Annotated in this window: 11 protein-coding genes; 10 read left to right on the top strand and 1 reads right to left on the bottom strand. The window is 32.9% G+C overall.

Annotation, left to right across the window (positions count from 1 at the left end; translation table 11 throughout):
- Nucleotides 1-4: 4 nt before the first annotated feature.
- From MR053_RS11490 to MR053_RS11480, 3 genes are all read left to right on the top strand, one after another.
- Complete coding sequence (locus tag MR053_RS11490; protein WP_242132579.1) at nucleotides 5-1,201, top strand: TlpA disulfide reductase family protein; 1,197 nt, start codon at nucleotides 5-7, stop codon at nucleotides 1,199-1,201.
- A 102-nt stretch (nucleotides 1,202-1,303) separates the two neighbouring features.
- Nucleotides 1,304-2,266, top strand: a complete 963-nt coding sequence (locus MR053_RS11485; RefSeq protein WP_242132578.1) for a hypothetical protein — start codon at nucleotides 1,304-1,306, stop codon at nucleotides 2,264-2,266.
- Between the two features lie 373 nt (nucleotides 2,267-2,639).
- Nucleotides 2,640-5,381, top strand: coding sequence for an alpha/beta hydrolase family protein (locus tag MR053_RS11480; RefSeq protein ID WP_242132577.1), 2,742 nt, complete (start codon nucleotides 2,640-2,642; stop codon nucleotides 5,379-5,381).
- A 60-nt stretch (nucleotides 5,382-5,441) separates the two neighbouring features.
- On the opposite strand, the gene MR053_RS11475 is transcribed toward MR053_RS11480, so the two are convergent.
- Nucleotides 5,442-6,071 carry an RNA polymerase sigma factor gene (locus MR053_RS11475; protein WP_242132576.1) on the bottom strand — a complete coding sequence of 210 codons (630 nt, stop codon included), beginning with the start codon at nucleotides 6,069-6,071 and terminating at the stop codon, nucleotides 5,442-5,444.
- A 91-nt stretch (nucleotides 6,072-6,162) separates the two neighbouring features.
- Here MR053_RS11475 and MR053_RS11470 point away from each other — a divergent pair, with 91 nt between their 5' ends.
- The 7 genes from MR053_RS11470 (at nucleotide 6,163) to MR053_RS11440 (ending at nucleotide 19,072) form a co-directional block, all read left to right on the top strand.
- Nucleotides 6,163-7,341, top strand: coding sequence for a FecR family protein (locus MR053_RS11470; RefSeq protein ID WP_242132575.1), 1,179 nt, complete (start codon nucleotides 6,163-6,165; stop codon nucleotides 7,339-7,341).
- Nucleotides 7,342-7,455: 114 nt separating this feature from the next.
- Nucleotides 7,456-11,091 carry a SusC/RagA family TonB-linked outer membrane protein gene (locus MR053_RS11465; protein WP_242132574.1) on the top strand — a complete coding sequence of 1,212 codons (3,636 nt, stop codon included), beginning with the start codon at nucleotides 7,456-7,458 and terminating at the stop codon, nucleotides 11,089-11,091.
- Between the two features lie 10 nt (nucleotides 11,092-11,101).
- Nucleotides 11,102-12,541: a RagB/SusD family nutrient uptake outer membrane protein gene (locus MR053_RS11460; RefSeq protein ID WP_242132573.1), complete on the top strand. Its 1,440-nt coding sequence runs from the start codon at nucleotides 11,102-11,104 to the stop codon at nucleotides 12,539-12,541.
- Between the two features lie 298 nt (nucleotides 12,542-12,839).
- Nucleotides 12,840-14,021, top strand: a complete 1,182-nt coding sequence (locus tag MR053_RS11455; RefSeq protein WP_242132572.1) for a TlpA disulfide reductase family protein — start codon at nucleotides 12,840-12,842, stop codon at nucleotides 14,019-14,021.
- Between the two features lie 107 nt (nucleotides 14,022-14,128).
- On the top strand, nucleotides 14,129-15,652 hold the full coding sequence (locus tag MR053_RS11450) for a hypothetical protein (protein ID WP_242132571.1): 1,524 nt from the start codon (nucleotides 14,129-14,131) through the stop codon (nucleotides 15,650-15,652).
- Nucleotides 15,642-16,169 carry a protein-disulfide reductase DsbD domain-containing protein gene (locus MR053_RS11445; RefSeq protein WP_242132570.1) on the top strand — a complete coding sequence of 176 codons (528 nt, stop codon included), beginning with the start codon at nucleotides 15,642-15,644 and terminating at the stop codon, nucleotides 16,167-16,169. Before MR053_RS11450 ends, MR053_RS11445 begins: the two co-directional genes overlap by 11 nt.
- A gap of 107 nt (nucleotides 16,170-16,276) precedes the next feature.
- The gene (locus tag MR053_RS11440; protein WP_242132569.1) at nucleotides 16,277-19,072 is read left to right on the top strand and encodes a M16 family metallopeptidase; all 2,796 of its coding nucleotides are present in this window, start codon (nucleotides 16,277-16,279) and stop codon (nucleotides 19,070-19,072) included.
- The last annotated feature ends 140 nt before the right edge of the window (nucleotides 19,073-19,212 follow it).

Below are 19,212 nucleotides of genomic sequence, written 5' to 3'. Positions count from 1 at the left end.
TACCATGAAGAATTTTGTACTGAGAATTACAGTTGTTTTAATTGTTTTTACCTTAATTACTTCATGCAAAGACTATACAACTCAAAGTAGAGAGAAGGCTGGATATATAATTTCAGGTACCATAAAAGGACTTGATCAAGGCTTTGTTAAAATGACTGATTACGGTAATCGTGAAAAAGTTACTGTGATAGACAGTACCCAAATTGTAAATGGTGCTTTTGAATTTACCGGAAAAGTTGATTTTCCAGATATGGTTAATTTATCCATTGATGGCAAGATCAGTAGATTTTTTCTTGAAAACAGTCACATTACTTTAGACATCGATTGGTCTGAGGTACAAGCAAGTAATTGGCAATTTAATTCTAAGGTTTCCGGTTCCAAAAGTCATAACCAATATGCAGCCATAGAAGCGCAAGCCCAGGCTATACTAGAAGACCCAAAATATAAACCCCTTGATGAAATCGGGAAACTTTATGCACAAGCGAAAAAGACTAAAAGCGCTGAAGATCTTGAAAAAGCTGAAAGCCTTCAAAAAGAGCTAATGCCACTTAGCAAGGAGCAAAAGGATAGGTACATAAAAGCAAAAATAGACTTTGTTAAAAACAACCCAGGCTCTCCCATAGCAGTGCATGTTTTAGGGTATCAGTATACTGAAGGCAGAATGACTAAAGATGAATTAAAGGAGTATTACAACCTTTTTACTGGTAACGCCAGAGAGACTGTATTTTTCAAACATCATATCACCAAAGTTTATAAAGACAATTTTGAAAACTTAGGGATAGGTAATACTGCTCCGGACTTTACCCTTAATACTGTTGAAGGGAATGAACTGGCTTTATCAAAAGTAAATGCAAAATATAAGTTAGTCGATTTTTGGGCTAGTTGGTGTATCCCTTGTAGAACATCATTTCCACATTTAAAAGAATTACGTAAGCAATACAAAAAAGACGGTTTTGAAATTGTTGGTATTGGTACTGCCGATGTTGAAGAACAATGGCGTAAAGCTATAGAGGAAGATGAAACCCCATGGATTCATGTATTTGATGCTGCAGAAGGCAGGGCTTACGGCCCTGTAGCCAAAAGTTACGGAGTGCCTCATTTACCAACTACATTTTTGATTGATAATAACAACACCATTCTTTTAAGAAACCCAACCAAAGATGAATTGGATACTAAGCTAAAAGGGCTATTCGGACATTAATCAAGAAAAAAACAAAAAACTTTATAGGGTATTTTTAAATTCCTCGTATTAATAATAATTAAACCACAGAATAACATAAATTAACAACTAACTATTCTAATTATGAAAAGAGAAATAATTTTTAAATGTTTTTTATTTTTTAGTGCTATTTTTTTACTAAACTCTTGTGATGAAAGTGACGATTCAATTTCTGAAGAGGTTGTAGTTAAATGGCAAGAAAAAACGAGAATTGCATTCACTCCAGTTGAAGATAAAGAAACTTTCATTTGGTATTACGACCTACTTACTAAAGAAGAATATTGGGGAAATGATGAAGTGGAAATAAATATGAGTATAAAGTCTAACGTCTCTACAGATAACTTTTCCAAAGTAGATTTTTATCTTACCGTTGAAGAAAAAGATGGCTATAATTATACCGCTCCGTTTAATACAACTGGTAAAATGATAGGCTCAGTAAATGTTCCAGAGTCTGGAGAATTTACCTTTAATATTAATGCCGATGATGCTTACGGATTATATTTAAATGACTTTAAAAATAGTAGATCTAGTGTTTTAGCAAGAGAAGGTGATATTTTTCTATTGTACTATGTAATTACAGCCAAGGATGGCACTACTTTTGATTCCAGACAATCAATAAAGGTAGGTAACCGCTTTGGTATGAAAGTTAAAGTTGAGGATTATGCGCCACCTGTTTGGGAAGGTACTTTTGATTTTGAATGGATTGTAGTAAGCGGTGGTGCTGAACAATGGGGAGGCGTGTATGTAGGTAAAACAGGTTCTGTTAACATTACCCACTTAGGTAACCAAGTTTATAGTATGTCAAACCTATTATGGGACTATTATTATGGTGGTCCAGGTAAATTATATTTCAACTTTTTATCAGGTGAAACCTATGTAGAAGGTAACTATTCTGAACACTGGACCATTTCCAATATCAATGGTCCTTCTATGGACATCGAGTTTTGGTACACTTACTCCGATGCTTATGACGAAACGGGAACAGTGAGATTTACAAGAACAGATGGTGCCGATTGGCCTTCCAATATCTATTCTAGACCTAGATAATAAATTTAGGATAAATAATAAGCTAGCAAAAAAGGCTCCCAAAATAATTTTGGAAGCCTTTTTTTAAACAATTCATAATTAAAACAAGTTCTCTGAATTCTCTCTATTATACTTTTAGTCTAAGTTATTATTTCAATGGAAATAAAATCTAAATAAAAAAACAGCTCAGAAACTTTTGGTAATGTTGTTTAATCTTTACAAAATAAAGATTGTTTATCACATCACTTGTTTAAAGCTGTTATTGTTATTTACTTGCTTCATAGCATGTAAAAGTTAAAAAAATGGTAAAAAACCCTCTAACCCTAATAATTTATAAGGGTATATGTAGTTGTTTTCGTAATTTCTTAAAATTAATTTAAAAAAACCACTGGTAATGCAAAAAACAAACTCAAAAAAACACACTTTAATCCTTTTAATTCTTAACTTAATTTTAGGTTTAAATAGTTTTGATATTAAAGCTCAAGATTCCCTAAAATTAGTAACACCTGATGACTATGAAAAATGGGAGAGCATTAACAATTATGCACTATCCAATGATGGAAACTGGTTAAAATACCAAATCAACACACAAGGAGGTGATCAAACCACTTATTTGTATAATATTAAGTCAGGTAAGTTAGATACAATAATAAATGCTGCTAAAAGCAGTTTTTCAGAAAAGAGCATTTGGTTTTCTTACGATATTGTTCCTTCTGGAAAAGAAGCAAAACGCATTAATAAAAATAAAGACAAAAAACCTAGAAAAACCGTCTTACTGAATCTTAAATCAATGGATACTATTAATTTAGAAGATTATTCATATTTTAATATAAGCGGTACTGAAAATTTTATAGCCTTAGTAAAAGAAAACAATAATACAAAAACACTAATTGTTAAAAACTTAGAAACTAGCTCCAATCTAACTTTTGGAAATATTACAGAATTTAGATGGCAACCTGAAGGTGATTTGTTAGCAATGTTAATTAAAACAGAAGACAATATTGGCAATACCATTCAACTATATAACCCTAACACTGGAACCCTAAAAGTATTAGATCAAAAAGATGTAGAGTATTCAGGTTTGAATTGGTTTGAAAAAAGCAACACGCTGTTTGTTAGAAGAAAGGTTGAAAATAAGGATTATGAAAACAATACGTTTGATCTATTGGCCTGGAACAATATAGGTAAGAAAAACACCTCTTCTTTTGTTTTTAATCAAAATGATTTCGAGAACTTCCCTATAGAAACCAGAATTCTTCCTGATAGAATTTCAATATCAGATGATGGTAATCATATCTTTTTTAAGACTTTTAGTTGGAACAAAAAAGTATCAGAAGAAAATAAAGAAAAGGATTCAACAGCAACAGATACCGACAAAATTGAATCGCCCGATCTTGAAATATGGAACAGCAGAGATGTTGTTATTATCCCTGCCCAAAAAAGGAGCAGGATGAAAGATATTGAAACCCCAAAGAATGCTGTTTGGCATTTAAAGGAAAATAAGATTGTTCAGCTTAACGATTCACTTGTTGATGACGTTAAAATTCAACAAAACAATGAAGTTATGATAGGTTTGGATGGCACACCATATGACTTTGAAGCCATGTTTGGAAGACCATCCTATGATGCCTATGTCATCAATTCGTTAACTGGAGCAAAAACTAAAGTATTGGAAAACATTTTTGATACATGGGATGTGAGTCCTAACAATACCTTTTTTGTTTACCTAAAAAACAACCATTTACATTTATTCGATATCAATTCTAAAACAACCAGTAATATCACTAAAAATATTGATGCTACTTTTATAAATTTTGAAGACGACCACCCTTTACCACAAAAAAGAGCTTTTGGTTTTGGTGGATGGAGTAAGGACAGTAAATCCTTTTTTATTTATTCAGAGTTTGATGTTTGGCAGGTATTCACTAAAACGGGCAATATTAGAAAAATAACAAATGGAAAGGACGAAAACATTGTATATCGCATTGTTTCTTTAGACCGTGATGAACCATTAATAGATACCGATGAATTAATTTATTTTTCATTGTTTGGAAAATATTCGAAGCAAACAGGGTATGCTTCCGGAATTCCAGGTAAAGGAATAAAAAGGCATATTTTTGAAGATGCTTCAATTACAAGGTTAATGAAAGCCAAAAATGCCAATGATATGATCTTTGTAAAACAATCGTATGTACAATCACCAAATGTCTATCTAACCAATAGCACATTTTCAAATCCCCTGCAAATAAGTAATACAAACCCGTTCCAAAAAAATTATAATTGGGGAAAAGCAAAATTGGTTTCCTTCACTAACGCCTTAGGAAAAGAAGCTCAAGGTATTTTGTATTATCCAGCGGATTATAAGGAAGGGGAAAAATATCCCATGATAACCTATATCTATGAAAAACTAACAAGAGGATTAAACAGATATATCATGCCATCTAAAACCGATTATTACAACACAACCGTTTGGACCCAAAATGGATACTTTGTCCTCAATCCAGATATCGATTTTATAGCTGGTAATCCTGGTGTTTCTTCAACCAAAACATTAGAAAACGCTGTTAGTGCTGTTGTTGATTTAGGTGATGTTGACCCCTCAAAGGTAGGCCTAATAGGCCATTCATGGGGAGGCTATCAAGCGGGTTATGTGCCAACGCAAACCAATATTTTTGCAGCCAGTGTAGCGGGAGCTGGTTTAACCGATTTAATTAGTATGAATTTAGCAATAACCCCTGCTTTTGGCGGTAGACCTGAAAATGACCACTTTGAAGTAGGTCAAGAACGCATGGACACGGCGCCTTGGGTTTCTCCAGAAAACTATATTAAAAATTCGTCTGTTATGCAAATAGAAAAATTAAACACCCCTATTCTATTTGAAGTAGGCGACAATGACCTAAATGTAAATTGGGCTCAAGGCATTGAATATTACAATGCTGCCAGAAGAGCGAACAAACCATTTATTTTATTAGTATATGCCAAAGAGGGACATGGGTTGAGGGCCGACAAAAACAGGATAGATTACCAACAACGCATTTTAAAATGGTTTGGCCATTATCTTAAAGGAGAAGTAGCAGAAGATTGGATTACAAAGGGTATTCCTTATGCAGAACAACAAAGAAGGCTGAAGAACTAATAAAACTAATAATTTTTAAATAATAAAAAAACCTCTTTAGAAAATTCTACAAGAGGTTTTTCAATCTATAGACCGTTTGATACCGGTTTTTAAATCAAATTTATTTGACATTAAATTAAAAAATAATAATAATGAACTATTATTTCTTATTTCATTTCTTATTTTTTTAAAGGCTATTGACATTTGCGATTCAACTGCTTTTTCAGTTATCTTTAACATTTTCGCAATTTCATAATATTTATAGCCCTGAAGCTTACTCATTTTGAAAATCTCCTTACATCGGGGTGGTAAATTCTCAATGGCTGAATAAATTTTTTTTAATCTTTGTTCCTTTAAATAACCATTATCTGTTTCTTCGAAACTTGAAAGTGCTTTGTAAGTTAAAGAATCTATCATTTGAGACTCTTTCTTGTTTTTTCTATAATTATCAATAAAAATATAATAGCCTATCTTGTATAAATATGCTGATATTGAGTTTTCGCTTTTAATATTTGCTCTTGCATCCCATAATTTAACAAACGATTCTTGAACAATATCTTTCGACAATGCTTCATCATTCGTATAACTATTTATAAAAGCTGTAAGCTCAACATGATATTTCTCAAACAGTATTTTAAATGCTAAGGTGCTACCGTTTTTAAAATTTTGCACTAACAACTCAATATTTTCTTCGCTATTTTTCATTTCCATTATTGAAGATGGGGTAAATCTATAAAAAAAATGAAATTTATACTAGGGTAATTTTAGATATAAGCGTCTTAGAAGTATATTTTGTTATTTTATGATTAACTATCAAATAGAAGCGTTAGTTATTAAGTACTTTACTAATCAGATAAATAGTGAAGAAATACAAGTACTAAATAACTGGTTGAAGGAAAAAGAAAAAAACCGTCTTGTGTTTAAACATTATGTTGTAACAAATTACAGCATTGAACAATTCAGGTCTTTACAATCTGCCAATTTAGTTTCTTGGGATGACTTAGAAAGTAAAATTAAACCCATTAAAAGAAATACATCCTTTTGGAAATATGCTGTTGCGGCGTCTGTAATTTTGTTTGTTAGTCTTTCTATTGTCTTTATAAACAAGAGAGAAAAAAACAATCCCATAAATATTATAACTATTGCACAGCCAACTTTAATTAATAATGATATTGAAATTGGATCTAACAAAGCAACATTGACTTTAGAAGATGGAACCGATATCTTTCTTGAAACAGGTAAAGACTTTGTGAGTAACAACGTGAAAGCTAATGATGCAGGTGTGGTTTATAGGGATGCTAAAGTTTTAAAAGGCGAGATTAAATACAATTATTTAACCATCCCAAGAGGTGGTGAGTTTTATGTACAATTACCCGATGGTACAAAAGTTTGGTTAAATTCTGAATCTAAACTTAAATACCCAGTGGCTTTTGCCAAAGGAGAATCACGTAAAGTTGAGTTGGTATATGGAGAAGCCTATTTTGAAGTTTCTCCTAGTGCTAACCATAACGGCGCTCAATTTATTGTTAATACACAAATGCAAGAAATAGAGGTGTTGGGTACTGAGTTTAATATCAAGGCTTATAAAGATGAACCACGTATTTTAACTACATTATCTGAGGGCAGTATCGCAATAAACAATGGTTTTGAAAAGGCTACTTTAAAACCAGGTGAGCAGTCCGAAATAAATACTAAAGGACAAAACAACACAATTAATATTACTAATGTTAATGTGAGAAAAGTTGTTTCTTGGAGGAAAGGAATTTTCACCTTTACAAATTTACCTTTAAAAGAAATTGCAAAAGTACTATCTAGATGGTATGATGTGGATATTATTTTTATGGATAAAGAATTAGAAAATATTCGTTTTACCGGAGTGTCAAGTAAAAACCAGAATATAGAAGAAATATTAATCAATATAAAGAATACTAATTATATTAATAACTATAGTATAAATGGAAAAACAATTTTAATAAGATAAAAAAGAAAAAGGAAGTGAGGGTTTATACTTTACCACAAAACAACACCTCAACTCCCTTTCATAAACATTATTAATCAATTAAATCGTTAACTAACTAATAAACAATGTAAATTTATGGAAATTAAATTAAAGAATCCTTTTTTCTTTTATAAGGATAAGTTACTAATTATGGCTATGAAGAGTTTTATTTTTTTGTTTTGCTCAATGGTTTTTGGTTTCACCCCTGCAAATGAGGTGTTTTCTCAAAACACAAAAATAAAGATAGAAAATGATAGAGTATTAACTGTAGATGAGGTTTTTGAACTTATTTCTGACCAAACAGATTATACTTTTATTTATCAAGTAGATACTTTTAAAGATTTTCCAAAAGTGAATCTTAAAAAAGGAAGTATTTTAATTAATGAATTACTTCAAAAAAGTTTATCGCACGGTGAATTTCAAGTTGAGTTATCTCCCAACACGAATAATGTTTTAATAAAACCAATAACAATTGGTGGCTTACAGCAGGGTATACCAGTTACAGGGACTATTATAGATGGTCAAGGCGTTCCTATTGCGGGTTTAAGTGTTTATACTACTACTAATACTTCTGAAATTGGTCAAAACATTATTAGGGGAACCTATACAGATTTCGACGGTAAATTTAAGCTTAATGCTAATCTAGGTGAAATAATAGTTGTAACAGGTGTAGGTTTTAAAACAGCACAACAACTTGTGCAGGAAGGAAAAACAATATACGATTTCACAATGCAAGAGGATGTAAGTGAACTTGAAGAAGTTATTGTAACTGGATACCAAAAAGTTGCTAAAGAACGTTCAACCGGTTCTTTTACACCAATTAAAAAAGAGCAAATTCAGAATACAGTAACTCAAAATATAGGTTCTGTACTTCAGGGTATTGCTCCTGGTATTCAAGTGGTTGAAGATGCTGATGGTAGAATTAATTTGGACGATATAGCGATAAGGGGTGTTGGAACTATGACTTCATCCAGAGCACCTCTTTTAGTGGTTGATGGATTTCCAATTCAAGTAAGCAACTTTAATACGATTAACCCTAACGATGTTGAAAGTATAAATATTCTTAAGGATGCTGCTGCTGCATCTATTTGGGGAGCAAGAGCTGCAAACGGTGTCATTGTAATTACAACAAAAAAAGCCAAGAAAGGTAAAATGCAAATTGGGTTTACCTCTTCAGTTAAAATGCGTCCTAAAATGGATTTAGATCGTAATATTACAACTGCTGATTCCAAAACACAATTAGCATATGAAGCTACCATATGGATACCTGGTGGACATGGTGTTTTAAGTGGTTTTATGTTACCATATCCTGCTCCAAATACATTATTTGACAGGCAAAATGTTAACCGTGGTGGAAATACAGCCTATTCACAAGGCGCAAGAGCTTATTTTGATGCTTATAATGGTGATATAACCCAGGCAGAATTAAATGCCATTATTTCTAGGTTGTCTAACAATAATAGCCTTATAGATGCTAAAGATTATTTATTAGTTGCTCCTATTCAAAAACAATATAATTTGTCTTTTGGTACTTCTACTGATAATAGTAATACTAGGTTATCTGTGTTATATAACGATAATACAGGTGCATTTATAGGGACTGAAGACAATCAATTATTAATTAACCTCAACAACCAGTATAAAATTTCAGATTGGTTAACATTAAACATTAGTGGAATGTTGGATAAATCTAGAAGAGAAAGTGCCGGTGTTGGGTTTAATACAATACAGAACTTACAACCCTATGATCGATTGATAAATGACGATGGCTCTTATGCTTCTGTATATCATCCTACATACGATGCTAAATATTTAGAGATTTTTGCAAATAGTGTTAATGGCCTGCCTTACGACGACATTACATTTAACCCACTTAGGGATGCCAGGGATACAGAATTTGTTACTAAGGAAACCAATTTAAGAGTTAGTGCTGGATTAGACATTAAAATTATAGATGGGTTAATGGTTAAACCAAGTTTTACTTATCAGAAATATGATACTAATTCTAATAACTATTATGGCCCTGAAACGTCTTCTGTTAAGTTTGCAGTAATTAATGGGTATGAAATCCCTAATTATGATCCAGTAAATGGTAATTTGGGGGAATCCCGTATTCCTACTGGAGCCATCTTAGACAATGCCTTTGGAGAAACAGATTATCTTACTTTAAGAAACTTAATAACTTATGATAAAATGTTTGGTAAACATTATATCAATGTTTTAGGGGGTGTTGAAAAAACATCCAGTACAAGTAAGTTTACAGGTGGAGTAAGAACCTATGGCTTTAATAAAGATAACTTCACTTATGCTGTTCCAAATAATCAACCTTGGCAGTCAATATGGGGTGCTGGTGGAGTTGGTGATGGTAGAGCTTTCACACGAAGCGATGATCGTTTTATATCATATTTTGGAAATTTTGCATATACTTATGATGGTAAGTATACCATTTCTGGTAGTGCACGCTCTGATGGTGCTAACTTTATAGTTGAAGATAAAAGTCAACGTTATAACCCGATGTGGTCTATTGGAGCTAGCTGGAACATTAGTGAAGAAAACTTTTTAAGAGATGTTGACTTTGTTAATCGTTTAAAACTTAGGGTTACCAATGGTCAAAATGGTAATGTTGTAAATGCTGAAGCTACAATTCCTACTATTAGTTTGAGTCCTTCTTTTAGCCCTATTCATGGAGGTTTTAGAGCTTTTCTTAATGGTTTAGGTAATCCAGATTTACGTTGGGAACGCGTAGCTACTTACAATATTGGTTTGGATCTTGATTTATTCGATAGTAAATTATATGGTTCAATAGATTACTATAATAAAGCAAGTAAAGATTTAATAGCTAGTGTAGACACCTCTCCTACTACAGGTTTTACTTCTGCTAGATACAATGTGGCAAGTATGCTTAACAAAGGGTTAGAGTTTGATTTAAGTTCAGATATCAGGCTTTCAAGCAATACCAGTTTTACAACTAATGTTGTTTTTGCATTTAATGATAGTGAAGTCACCTCATTAAAAGATATTGCTATTTTCCCACGTAGTATTTCTAGTTTTCCATATATTGAAGGAAAGCCTTACCAACCAATCTATTCATTTGTATATGGCGGTATGCAAACCATAGATTCACAACCCAAACCGTACCCAACTATAATTGGTGAAAATGGTGAAACTTATGGTATGGATCTAAACATTGGTCAAAATGGAGAAGATGGTAGAGATGTTCTTAAGTATATGGGTACCAGAGTAGCGCCAACAGTAATAGGATGGAACAATACCTTAAGATTTAAAAACTTTACCTTAAGTACCAGAATGACTGGTAAATTTGGACACAAATTTATTAGACCAACTTTTAATTATGAAGTATTCCTGCAAAAAGGAGGGTTTCATGAAGACTTAGCTGGGTTATTAGCCGGCAATCATGACGCCATGGGGCTTCCTAAGCTAGAAACGGAATATGAGTTTTGGGGTTATAGATGGGGTTGGTATACTCCAAATTTGGATACCTTAGTGGAAGATGCAGCACATATTCGTTTAAGACAAGTATTTTTTGCATATGATTTGCCACAAGATGTCCTTTCAAAAGCAGGAATTTCACGTCTGCGCTTATTTGCCCAAGCTGAAAACTTAGGTAATATATGGAAAGCTAATGATCATGGAATAGATCCTGAATATATTGAAGGGGTAACAAGAGCTCCTGAAAAAACATTTTCTTTAGGTTTAAATATTGAATTTTAAAAAAAAAATTATGAAAAAAGTATTTTTATTTATTATATGTAGTGTTCTTTTTACTGCCTGCTCTGAAGATCATCTAGATGTTAACCCAAATGTTAATACAGATGTTGTAATACAGACAGTTGATGATTTGGATAGATTATTTTATGGAACCATATCTGCAGTTGGTACTGAACATCAGGCAAGTGTATGGTGTCATGATAATGCATTTATGCCTCAAGAGATTTTAGATGAGTCTACTTCTTTTAATGAGGAACAACAACAACAGTATACATTTTCTACAACTATGGAAAGTAGATCATCTGACAGAACTTGGGCAACTTATTATGGACGTATGCTGGTTGTTTCTAATTTAATATTAGAACAACTGGAAGAAGGAACAGTAAGTGGTATGGAAGACCAAGCTTTAGTAGATTTGTTAACAGCTGAAGCACATTTTTATCGAGCTCACAATCACTTTAATTTGGCACTAACTTATGCTTTATACCCCAATAGTGCTAATCAAGAAGAATTGGGTATTGTAATAAAACAAACCAGTTCTGTTACCGAAAGTCAAGAAAGAGCTACAGTTAAGGAAACTTTTGATTTTATTTTAGCAGAATTAAACGAAGCATTAAAATACCCTAATACAGAAAAGAAAGGGCGTTATCGTATAGGAAAACCTAGTGTGCATGCCTTAGCTGCCAGAGTACATTTGTATTTGGGTAATTATGATCAGGCTAAAACTCATGCTGATGCAGCCTTAAGTGGTTTTAATACCATGGTAAATTTTGAGGATGAAATTACAATTCTTCCATTCACTTTATGGTATGGTGATTTTGTTTATCCAAATACTGCACAATTGGCTTCTTGGCAACAGTCTGGGTCTGACTTTTATACTGACCAATATTTTTATTTCTATGAAACAAATGGGTCATGGAATACAAGCCCTAGCCAAGAATTGTTAGATTTATATGACCCAGCAGATATACGTAATGTCTTTTATATTGATGGCTGGTTTGCCCGTACCGGTGTTACCTCTAATACATGGACCAGTTATATGCACATGGGACCTGGGGATTCTTATGCCGGACCTAGTGTTGCAGAAATGTATTTAACAAGAGCTGAATGTAAAGCACGTGATAATGATTTATCAGGAGCCATGTCAGACATTGAAATGGTACGTGTTAATCGATTTGCAGCAGCTGATTACACACCACTCACAATACCGGCTTCTGTAAAAGATGCAGTAAATGAAGTTATAGACGAACGTAGAAGAGAGGCTCCATTTACCTTGCGTTTTATGGATATTAAGCGATTGAATAATGATCCATTAACAGACCCTATAGTAATTACTAGAACGATTAATGGAGAAACTATTACTATACAACCAGACTCTAGAGCTTGGGCTAGACCAATAGGTGATGAAGTTTTAACCCTAAGCGGTGGTGCTACAGTACAAAACGAGTACTAACCGGTTTTAAATAATTTCAAAAGGGTTTCACGCCATGATGCATGAAACCCTTTTTAATAAATCTAAAATAAACCATTATGGATTTTAAATCCATCGTTTTAAAGAAAGAAATGAAATTCTTTTTTTAGTATTTACTGTCATTCCTGCGAAGGCAGGAATCCAAAACATATAAGTGGATTCCGCATCAAGTGCGAAATGACAAAGTAATATTCAAAAGGTTTATTGAAACTAAAGTAACTGCAATGAAATTGCAGAGTTTTAACCTTTAACTAGTTAATAAATTTAAACAAAAAACATAATGAACAATTTAGGTAGTAATATAATGCTTGTTTTATTGGTCGTTTTCTTGGCTTCATGTAAAAATGAGGTAAGTGAAGTAGAAACTCCAAAGACCTTTACATTAGAAGGTACTATTGAAGGTTTAGAGAACAACACCCTATATTACAGAATGCCAAACAAAGATTATGATGCTTTGGGCTACAGAACAGATTCAGTTGTTGTTACTAATGGAAGCTTTACATTAACCGATTCTATTGAAGGACATCATTTTGTGACTTTTTTCACAAGAATGAAAGAACTCATTAAAGGAACGCCAAGGGGCTATTACCCTGCTAAGTCGGGTTATTTAGCTGCCATCCTATACCCTGGTGCAAACATAAAAGTGAGTGGCAAGGCATCAGATTTTATGGATGCTTACCCAGAAAACAGCGATAGCATTAACAATGAACTGGGCACATTCCATAAAAAGATTTATCCTTTAATGAACGAAAGCGTTAATTACTTGGTTAAATCGTCTTTTGAGGAAAATGAAGACATCCAAAACACGCTTAAAGAAAAAGCTGATTCTGTAACCGCTATTGTTAATGATGTTAAAAAGGAGTTTGTTACAAATAATCCTTCATCTGTAGCAGCTTTATATTACTTAAGCGACATGATGATGCGAAGCCAAATTGATAACGACATTGCCATTGAGGCCTTTAACAATCTTGATAGTGCATTGACAGATATGGCTTATTACAAAGACATATCTTATCGTGTTAATGCCATTAACAGTACAAAAGAAGGCGCTGTTGCTCCAGCTATTAAAACGACATCGACATTAGATGGTAACGAATTTGATTTAGCTTCATACAGAGGCAAGTATGTCATGGTCGATTTTTGGGGTATTTGGTGTGGTCCATGTGTCTCTGAAATGCCTAAAGTAAAGGAGTTTAGTAAAAAATACAATGGTCGTTTAGAAATTTTGGGCGTAAACTCTGGTGATAAAAAGCAAAGAATAATAGACTTCGTTAACAAGAACGATTACCAATGGCAACAGGTTATGGATGTAAGGGACAGTGAAGTCGATAATTTTGTGCTGCGTTATAATGTTAATGCCTTTCCAACTAAATTTATTATTGACCCAGAAGGTAAAATAGTAAAGAAGTTTGTGGGATCTGGCGAAGAGGCTTTTACCCTTTTGGAAGAGCTTTTAAAATAAAATCAACCTAATATTTTGTTAATAATTATCTTGAGTTAGTCACTTTTTTTAACAAAAGAAAAAAGGGTTGTTATTGTAACAACCCTTTTTTAATAAACTCCTATACCATGAAAACCAATTTTTTTAAGATTGCATTTATTTTTGCATTATTTATATCCTTTACATGTACTGCACAACAGAAATTGGATTTAAAAGTGTTGTATGTTGGTTACCATCCTGAAAAACCTATGCCAGAACGATTGGGTGTTTTCACTACGGGATCCTTATCTAACGAACGGTTTAAAAAAGAATACGAATATAGGTATCCTGCTTTTATGGATTACCTAAATACTTACTTTGCTGAAGTTAAAGGTGTTGATGCCAGAGACTATAATTCTAAATTATCCGAAAATTACGATGTAACTATTTTTGACCATATTCCAAACCTTATATCAGAACAGGTAGTTGAAACTGATGAAAATGGACAAAGGGTGGGTTATATTCCTGCAAAATACATTGAAGACGATTTTGACCATGCAGCCATTTTTATTGGACATGCTGCACCAGTAATGACCTCTCCCCTAGGTTCTAAGTTAGATTGGTATTGTTTATGCTTAGATGCGCATGCACATAGCTTAAATACCGGTCACCCCATCTTTAAAGGCCCTTTAAATGTTTCTTTAACTATGGAAGACAGACCAACACCTAGTGGAGCATTTCACTATGCATCGGGAAGAAATCTTCCAGATACCATGCCCATGTGGCAAGTGCAAACAGAAGGATATTTAGAAGGTAAAGGCTATAGAATAGGACAAGTCTCTTCTTTTGATGGTTTTCTAGACTCTCCCGAAACAGAATTTATATCAAGTGGGGTTTGTACCAAAGACATTGATGCGGTTGCCATAGGAAGACATGGTAACTTTTTACTTTGGGGTTTTAGTGCGTCACCAGACTACATGACCCAGGAAAGCAAAAAAGTTTTTGCCAATGCCATTTATTACATGAAACAGTTTAAAGGGCATAAAATTATTGCCAAAAAAACAGAAAGAATAATATTTACCAGACAATATATAGATCAGATTAAATATGGCCTTACAGAAGAAGGGTATCAGGATTATTTGGGTTTGATTAGGGAATTTCATGATAAAAATGAAAAAGAGAGAAACGATGCTATATTAAAAAAAGAAAAAGGTGAAAAGCTTACTGAAGAAGAAGAAGAATTAGCTAATAGGCCCTCTAGGCCAAGGCAACCAGATATGCCATGGGAAGATTACATAAAAAGGTATATGGGTGGTTTTTTTGAGCAATTTGGTACCGATGTAAAAGCGTATATAACTTATTTAGATGAAAATTTAGAATACATTAGCTTTGAAAACGATAAAGGGTATTATGGGCTTGTTGTTGATGAAAATGTAAAATCATTGGGCGTTTCCAATAGACAACCTGAATTATTGACGACTTGTATTGAGCTACTTGAAAAAGGTGAAAAAATGGAACTGGCTCATAAAATTTTAAAACGTTATACTGATGAAAGTTTCGAGTCGGCCAATGAATGGAGAAATTGGTACAAAAACAATAAAAATAAATTATTCTTTACCGAAGCAGGGGGCTATAAATGGCTTGTAAATACCGTACCAAACCATGAAGAATAAATATTTATTATTCGTCTTTTCTTTACTAATACTGTCACAAATTGGAAGATCTCAATCCTCTGAAATTTCAGAGTCATTCAAGAAAAAAGTTGCTGAATCGGCTTCTAAACTTAAGGCCTTCGAGTGTTATGATTTGGATCCTTTATCATTAAATGCTACTATAGTTTGGTCTGAGGATAAAACCCAACTTGCGGTAATTATGAAAGTGAATTTGCTACATGGTTGGCATATTTACTCCTATGTTCCCAAAACACAGCCTTATATCACTTCAGAATTACAACTAAATCTACCCGAGGGCATTAGCAAAATAGAAAACTGGATTAAACCTCTGGACGAACCTTATGATGATGGGGTATATATTTATCACGGCGAACTTGTATTCGTTCAGTATTGCCAAGTGAACAACATTAGCGATGGCGTTTTAACCTGTGGTATTTATTATCAAACCTGTGATCTTAACAAATGTTACCCACCCGAAGAGAAAAAAATAAACTTAAATCCTAAAAAATTTTTATAAAGTCATTACAGACAGTTGTTTAGCCTTAGTTTATTTAATTTAACATTTTCTTAATAGGGGAATCTAGAAACATTACCGTCTATATAAAAAACATTCATTACATAATCATGAAAAACTGCATAACACTATTAAGCATCTTCTTTTTCTTAAATCTTACTGCTCAAAACACCAATAATAACTTACCTATTGATAACAGCATAAAAAAAGGGGTCTTGCCAAATGGAATGACCTATTACTTGCATAGCACCGATGTGACCAAAGATGTAGCCAGCTATTACATTATACAAAATGTAGGATCTATATTAGAAAATAATGACCAACAGGGTTTGGCTCATTTTCTAGAACATATGGCTTTTAACGGCACAAAGCATTTTGAAGGAAAGGGAATTTTAAATACCTTGGAAAAAGAAGGTATTGTTTTTGGAAAGGATATAAATGCCTACACCTCTTTTGATGAAACCGTTTATAATGTAAATAATATTCCAACAACACCTGAGCTTATTGAAACGGGACTTCAAATCCTTCATGATTGGTCTAATTATCTACTCCTAACAGAAGATGAAATTGATGCTGAAAGAGGGGTTATAAAAGAAGAATGGCGTACCAGACAAAATGGTAGAATGAGGATTTTTCAACAAACTATAGGTACTGCCTTTGGTAATTCAAAATACGCAGAACGCCTTCCTATTGGAAAAATGGATATTGTTGAAAATTTTGAATATAAAGCACTGAGAGACTTTTATCACGATTGGTATAGAACAGACTTACAGGCCATAGCAATAATTGGAGACTTTGATTTGGAACAAATGGAAACCAAAATAAAAGAAAAGTTTTCAGCAATTCCAGCTGTTGACAATCCTCTTGAACGTTATGTTGTTGAAATCGAAGACAATGAATCGCTGGCTTATGCTATGGCAATGGATAATGAGGTATCTTCCGCAGGTATTCAATTTAACATCCGTCACGACAAACCAAAAGACAAAAAATCTATTGCTTATTTAAGGGAGAATATACTAAATGGTATTGTTATAGATGTTTTAACAGAACGTTTTAACGAAATCAAACAGCAACCTGACGCTCCTTTTATAGATGTTTATACAGGCTTTAGAGGTCTTTCTAGGGCCCATAATCAATTTATATTTGGAATTATACCTAAAGAAGGCAAACAGCAAGAGGCTTTTAAGTTAGCGATGTTGGAAATTAATAGAGCCGTAAAATTTGGTTTTACTAAGGCCGAAATCCAAAGATCCATCATTAAAAACCAGAACAATTATGAAAACCAAATTGCCAGATTAGATGATAGAGGCCATGGAGAAATTTTAGGACAAATACAAGCAAATTATCTTGATAATGAGCCTATTACAGACATAACCAAAGAATATGAAATAGCCAAGGGTATTTTTAATGAGGTAACCCAGGATATTCTGTTATCCCAAATACAAAAACTATATTCTAAAAATAACAGAAATGTTATAGTAACTGGGGTTGAAGGAAAAAATAACCTAACAGAAGCTCAGACAATAGAAATTATTAACGAAGTAGAAAACGATACAACATTACAACCATACCAAGAAGAAGAGGAATTGAAGTCATTGATGGCAGGTGTGGAATTAACTCCTGGTAAAATTGTAAAAACAGAGTCACAAGAAGAACTTGGATTTACTACTTACACACTAAGTAATGGGGTTAAAGTACACTATCAATTTGTTGACAAACAAAAAAACAATGTCGCATTAAGAGCCCATAGTTATGGTGGAAATTCATTAATAAATACAGAAGACCTACCCTCTGCCAATATGATGCTTAATGTTATTGGAAGATCTGGGCTAGGTGAATTTTCAGCAACAGAACTGCCAAAAGTTTTAGCAGGAAAAACGGCTAATGTGAACCTTTCATTAGGAGATATCTCTGAATCAATATCTGGATTTTCAACCACTAAGGATGTTGAAACCATGCTACAACTATTAAACCTTCATTTTACAAAACCTAGATTTGATGAAGTAGCTTATAATGTGTTTTTACAAAATTTAGATAATTATTTACTTACTAAAAGTAAAGATCTAAGGTCTAAAATAAGCGACAGCATAACCGTATCCCTCTATGGCAACAATAACCCAAATAAAAGATTGTTTGATAAAAATTATGTTTCCGATATTGATTTCGATAAAATGAAGAGCCTTTATAGTTCAAGGTTTTCCAATGCAGCAGATTTCGAATTTGTTATTGTAGGGGATGTTAAAGAGGATAGTCTAAAACCTTTATTGGAACGCTATATAGCAAGCTTACCTACAACTAAAGAAAAAGAACACTGGAAAGATAATTCTGTAGAATGGTTAAGTTCTAAAATAGATAAGGATATATATTTACCAATGGAAGATCCTAAAGCTTCCGTAAGAATAGCTATTAAAAATAATATGGCACATTCCATAAAGAATTCCTTGCTTATGGATGCTCTTGGAAGTATACTACAACTTAGATATACAGAATCTTTAAGGGAACAGGAAGGTGGTACTTATGGCGCCAGTGCTAGAGGATCTCTTTACAAAAAACCTGTAGAATTAGCTTATCTATCAATAAGCTTTGACTGTAATCCAGATTTAGCTGAAAAATTAATAGGAATTGTTTACCAAGAAATAGAAAAGATAAAACAGGGTGAAATACAGCAAAATGATTTAGATAAGGTACTTACTAACTTTTTAAAAGAAAGGGAAGAAAGTAAAAGCTTTAACAGGTATGAATTATCAGCAATTACTACTTGGATTATAGATGGCTATAATAGAAATGCCCCTGAAAACTTTGAAAATATTGTCAATTCAATAACAAAAAAAGATATTCAAGATTTAACAATAAAATTATTGGAAGACCACAAATCGTATGAGATTGTTTTTAAACCAACCGAATAGAGTTTTCAACTTTCTTGGGTAATAATTTTATTAGATTTAAACCTACTAAATTTTAAAAATAAATTAGATTAACAATGCAATCCTAAAAAAACAGAAAACATTTGTTTTAATTTAACTGTATTTTTTATAGTATCTTAACA

It is taken from the genome of Aestuariivivens marinum, from assembly GCF_022662175.1.
Classification (GTDB): domain Bacteria; phylum Bacteroidota; class Bacteroidia; order Flavobacteriales; family Flavobacteriaceae; genus Aestuariivivens; species Aestuariivivens marinum.
Note: the sequence above shows the minus strand (reverse complement) of the source record. Positions and strands in the feature narration are given on the sequence as shown.

Bases quoted from the DNA above. Each gene is read 5' to 3' on its own strand.
- MR053_RS11490 (WP_242132579.1), top strand. From the start codon at position 5: ATGAAGAATTTTGTACTGAGAATTACAGTTGTTTTAATTGTTTTTACC.
- MR053_RS11485 (WP_242132578.1), top strand. From the start codon at position 1,304: ATGAAAAGAGAAATAATTTTTAAATGTTTTTTATTTTTTAGTGCTATT.
- MR053_RS11480 (WP_242132577.1), top strand. From the start codon at position 2,640: ATGCAAAAAACAAACTCAAAAAAACACACTTTAATCCTTTTAATTCTT.
- MR053_RS11475 (WP_242132576.1), bottom strand. From the start codon at position 6,071: ATGGAAATGAAAAATAGCGAAGAAAATATTGAGTTGTTAGTGCAAAAT.
- MR053_RS11470 (WP_242132575.1), top strand. From the start codon at position 6,163: ATGATTAACTATCAAATAGAAGCGTTAGTTATTAAGTACTTTACTAAT.
- MR053_RS11465 (WP_242132574.1), top strand. From the start codon at position 7,456: ATGGAAATTAAATTAAAGAATCCTTTTTTCTTTTATAAGGATAAGTTA.
- MR053_RS11460 (WP_242132573.1), top strand. From the start codon at position 11,102: ATGAAAAAAGTATTTTTATTTATTATATGTAGTGTTCTTTTTACTGCC.
- MR053_RS11455 (WP_242132572.1), top strand. From the start codon at position 12,840: ATGAACAATTTAGGTAGTAATATAATGCTTGTTTTATTGGTCGTTTTC.
- MR053_RS11450 (WP_242132571.1), top strand. From the start codon at position 14,129: ATGAAAACCAATTTTTTTAAGATTGCATTTATTTTTGCATTATTTATA.
- MR053_RS11445 (WP_242132570.1), top strand. From the start codon at position 15,642: ATGAAGAATAAATATTTATTATTCGTCTTTTCTTTACTAATACTGTCA.
- MR053_RS11440 (WP_242132569.1), top strand. From the start codon at position 16,277: ATGAAAAACTGCATAACACTATTAAGCATCTTCTTTTTCTTAAATCTT.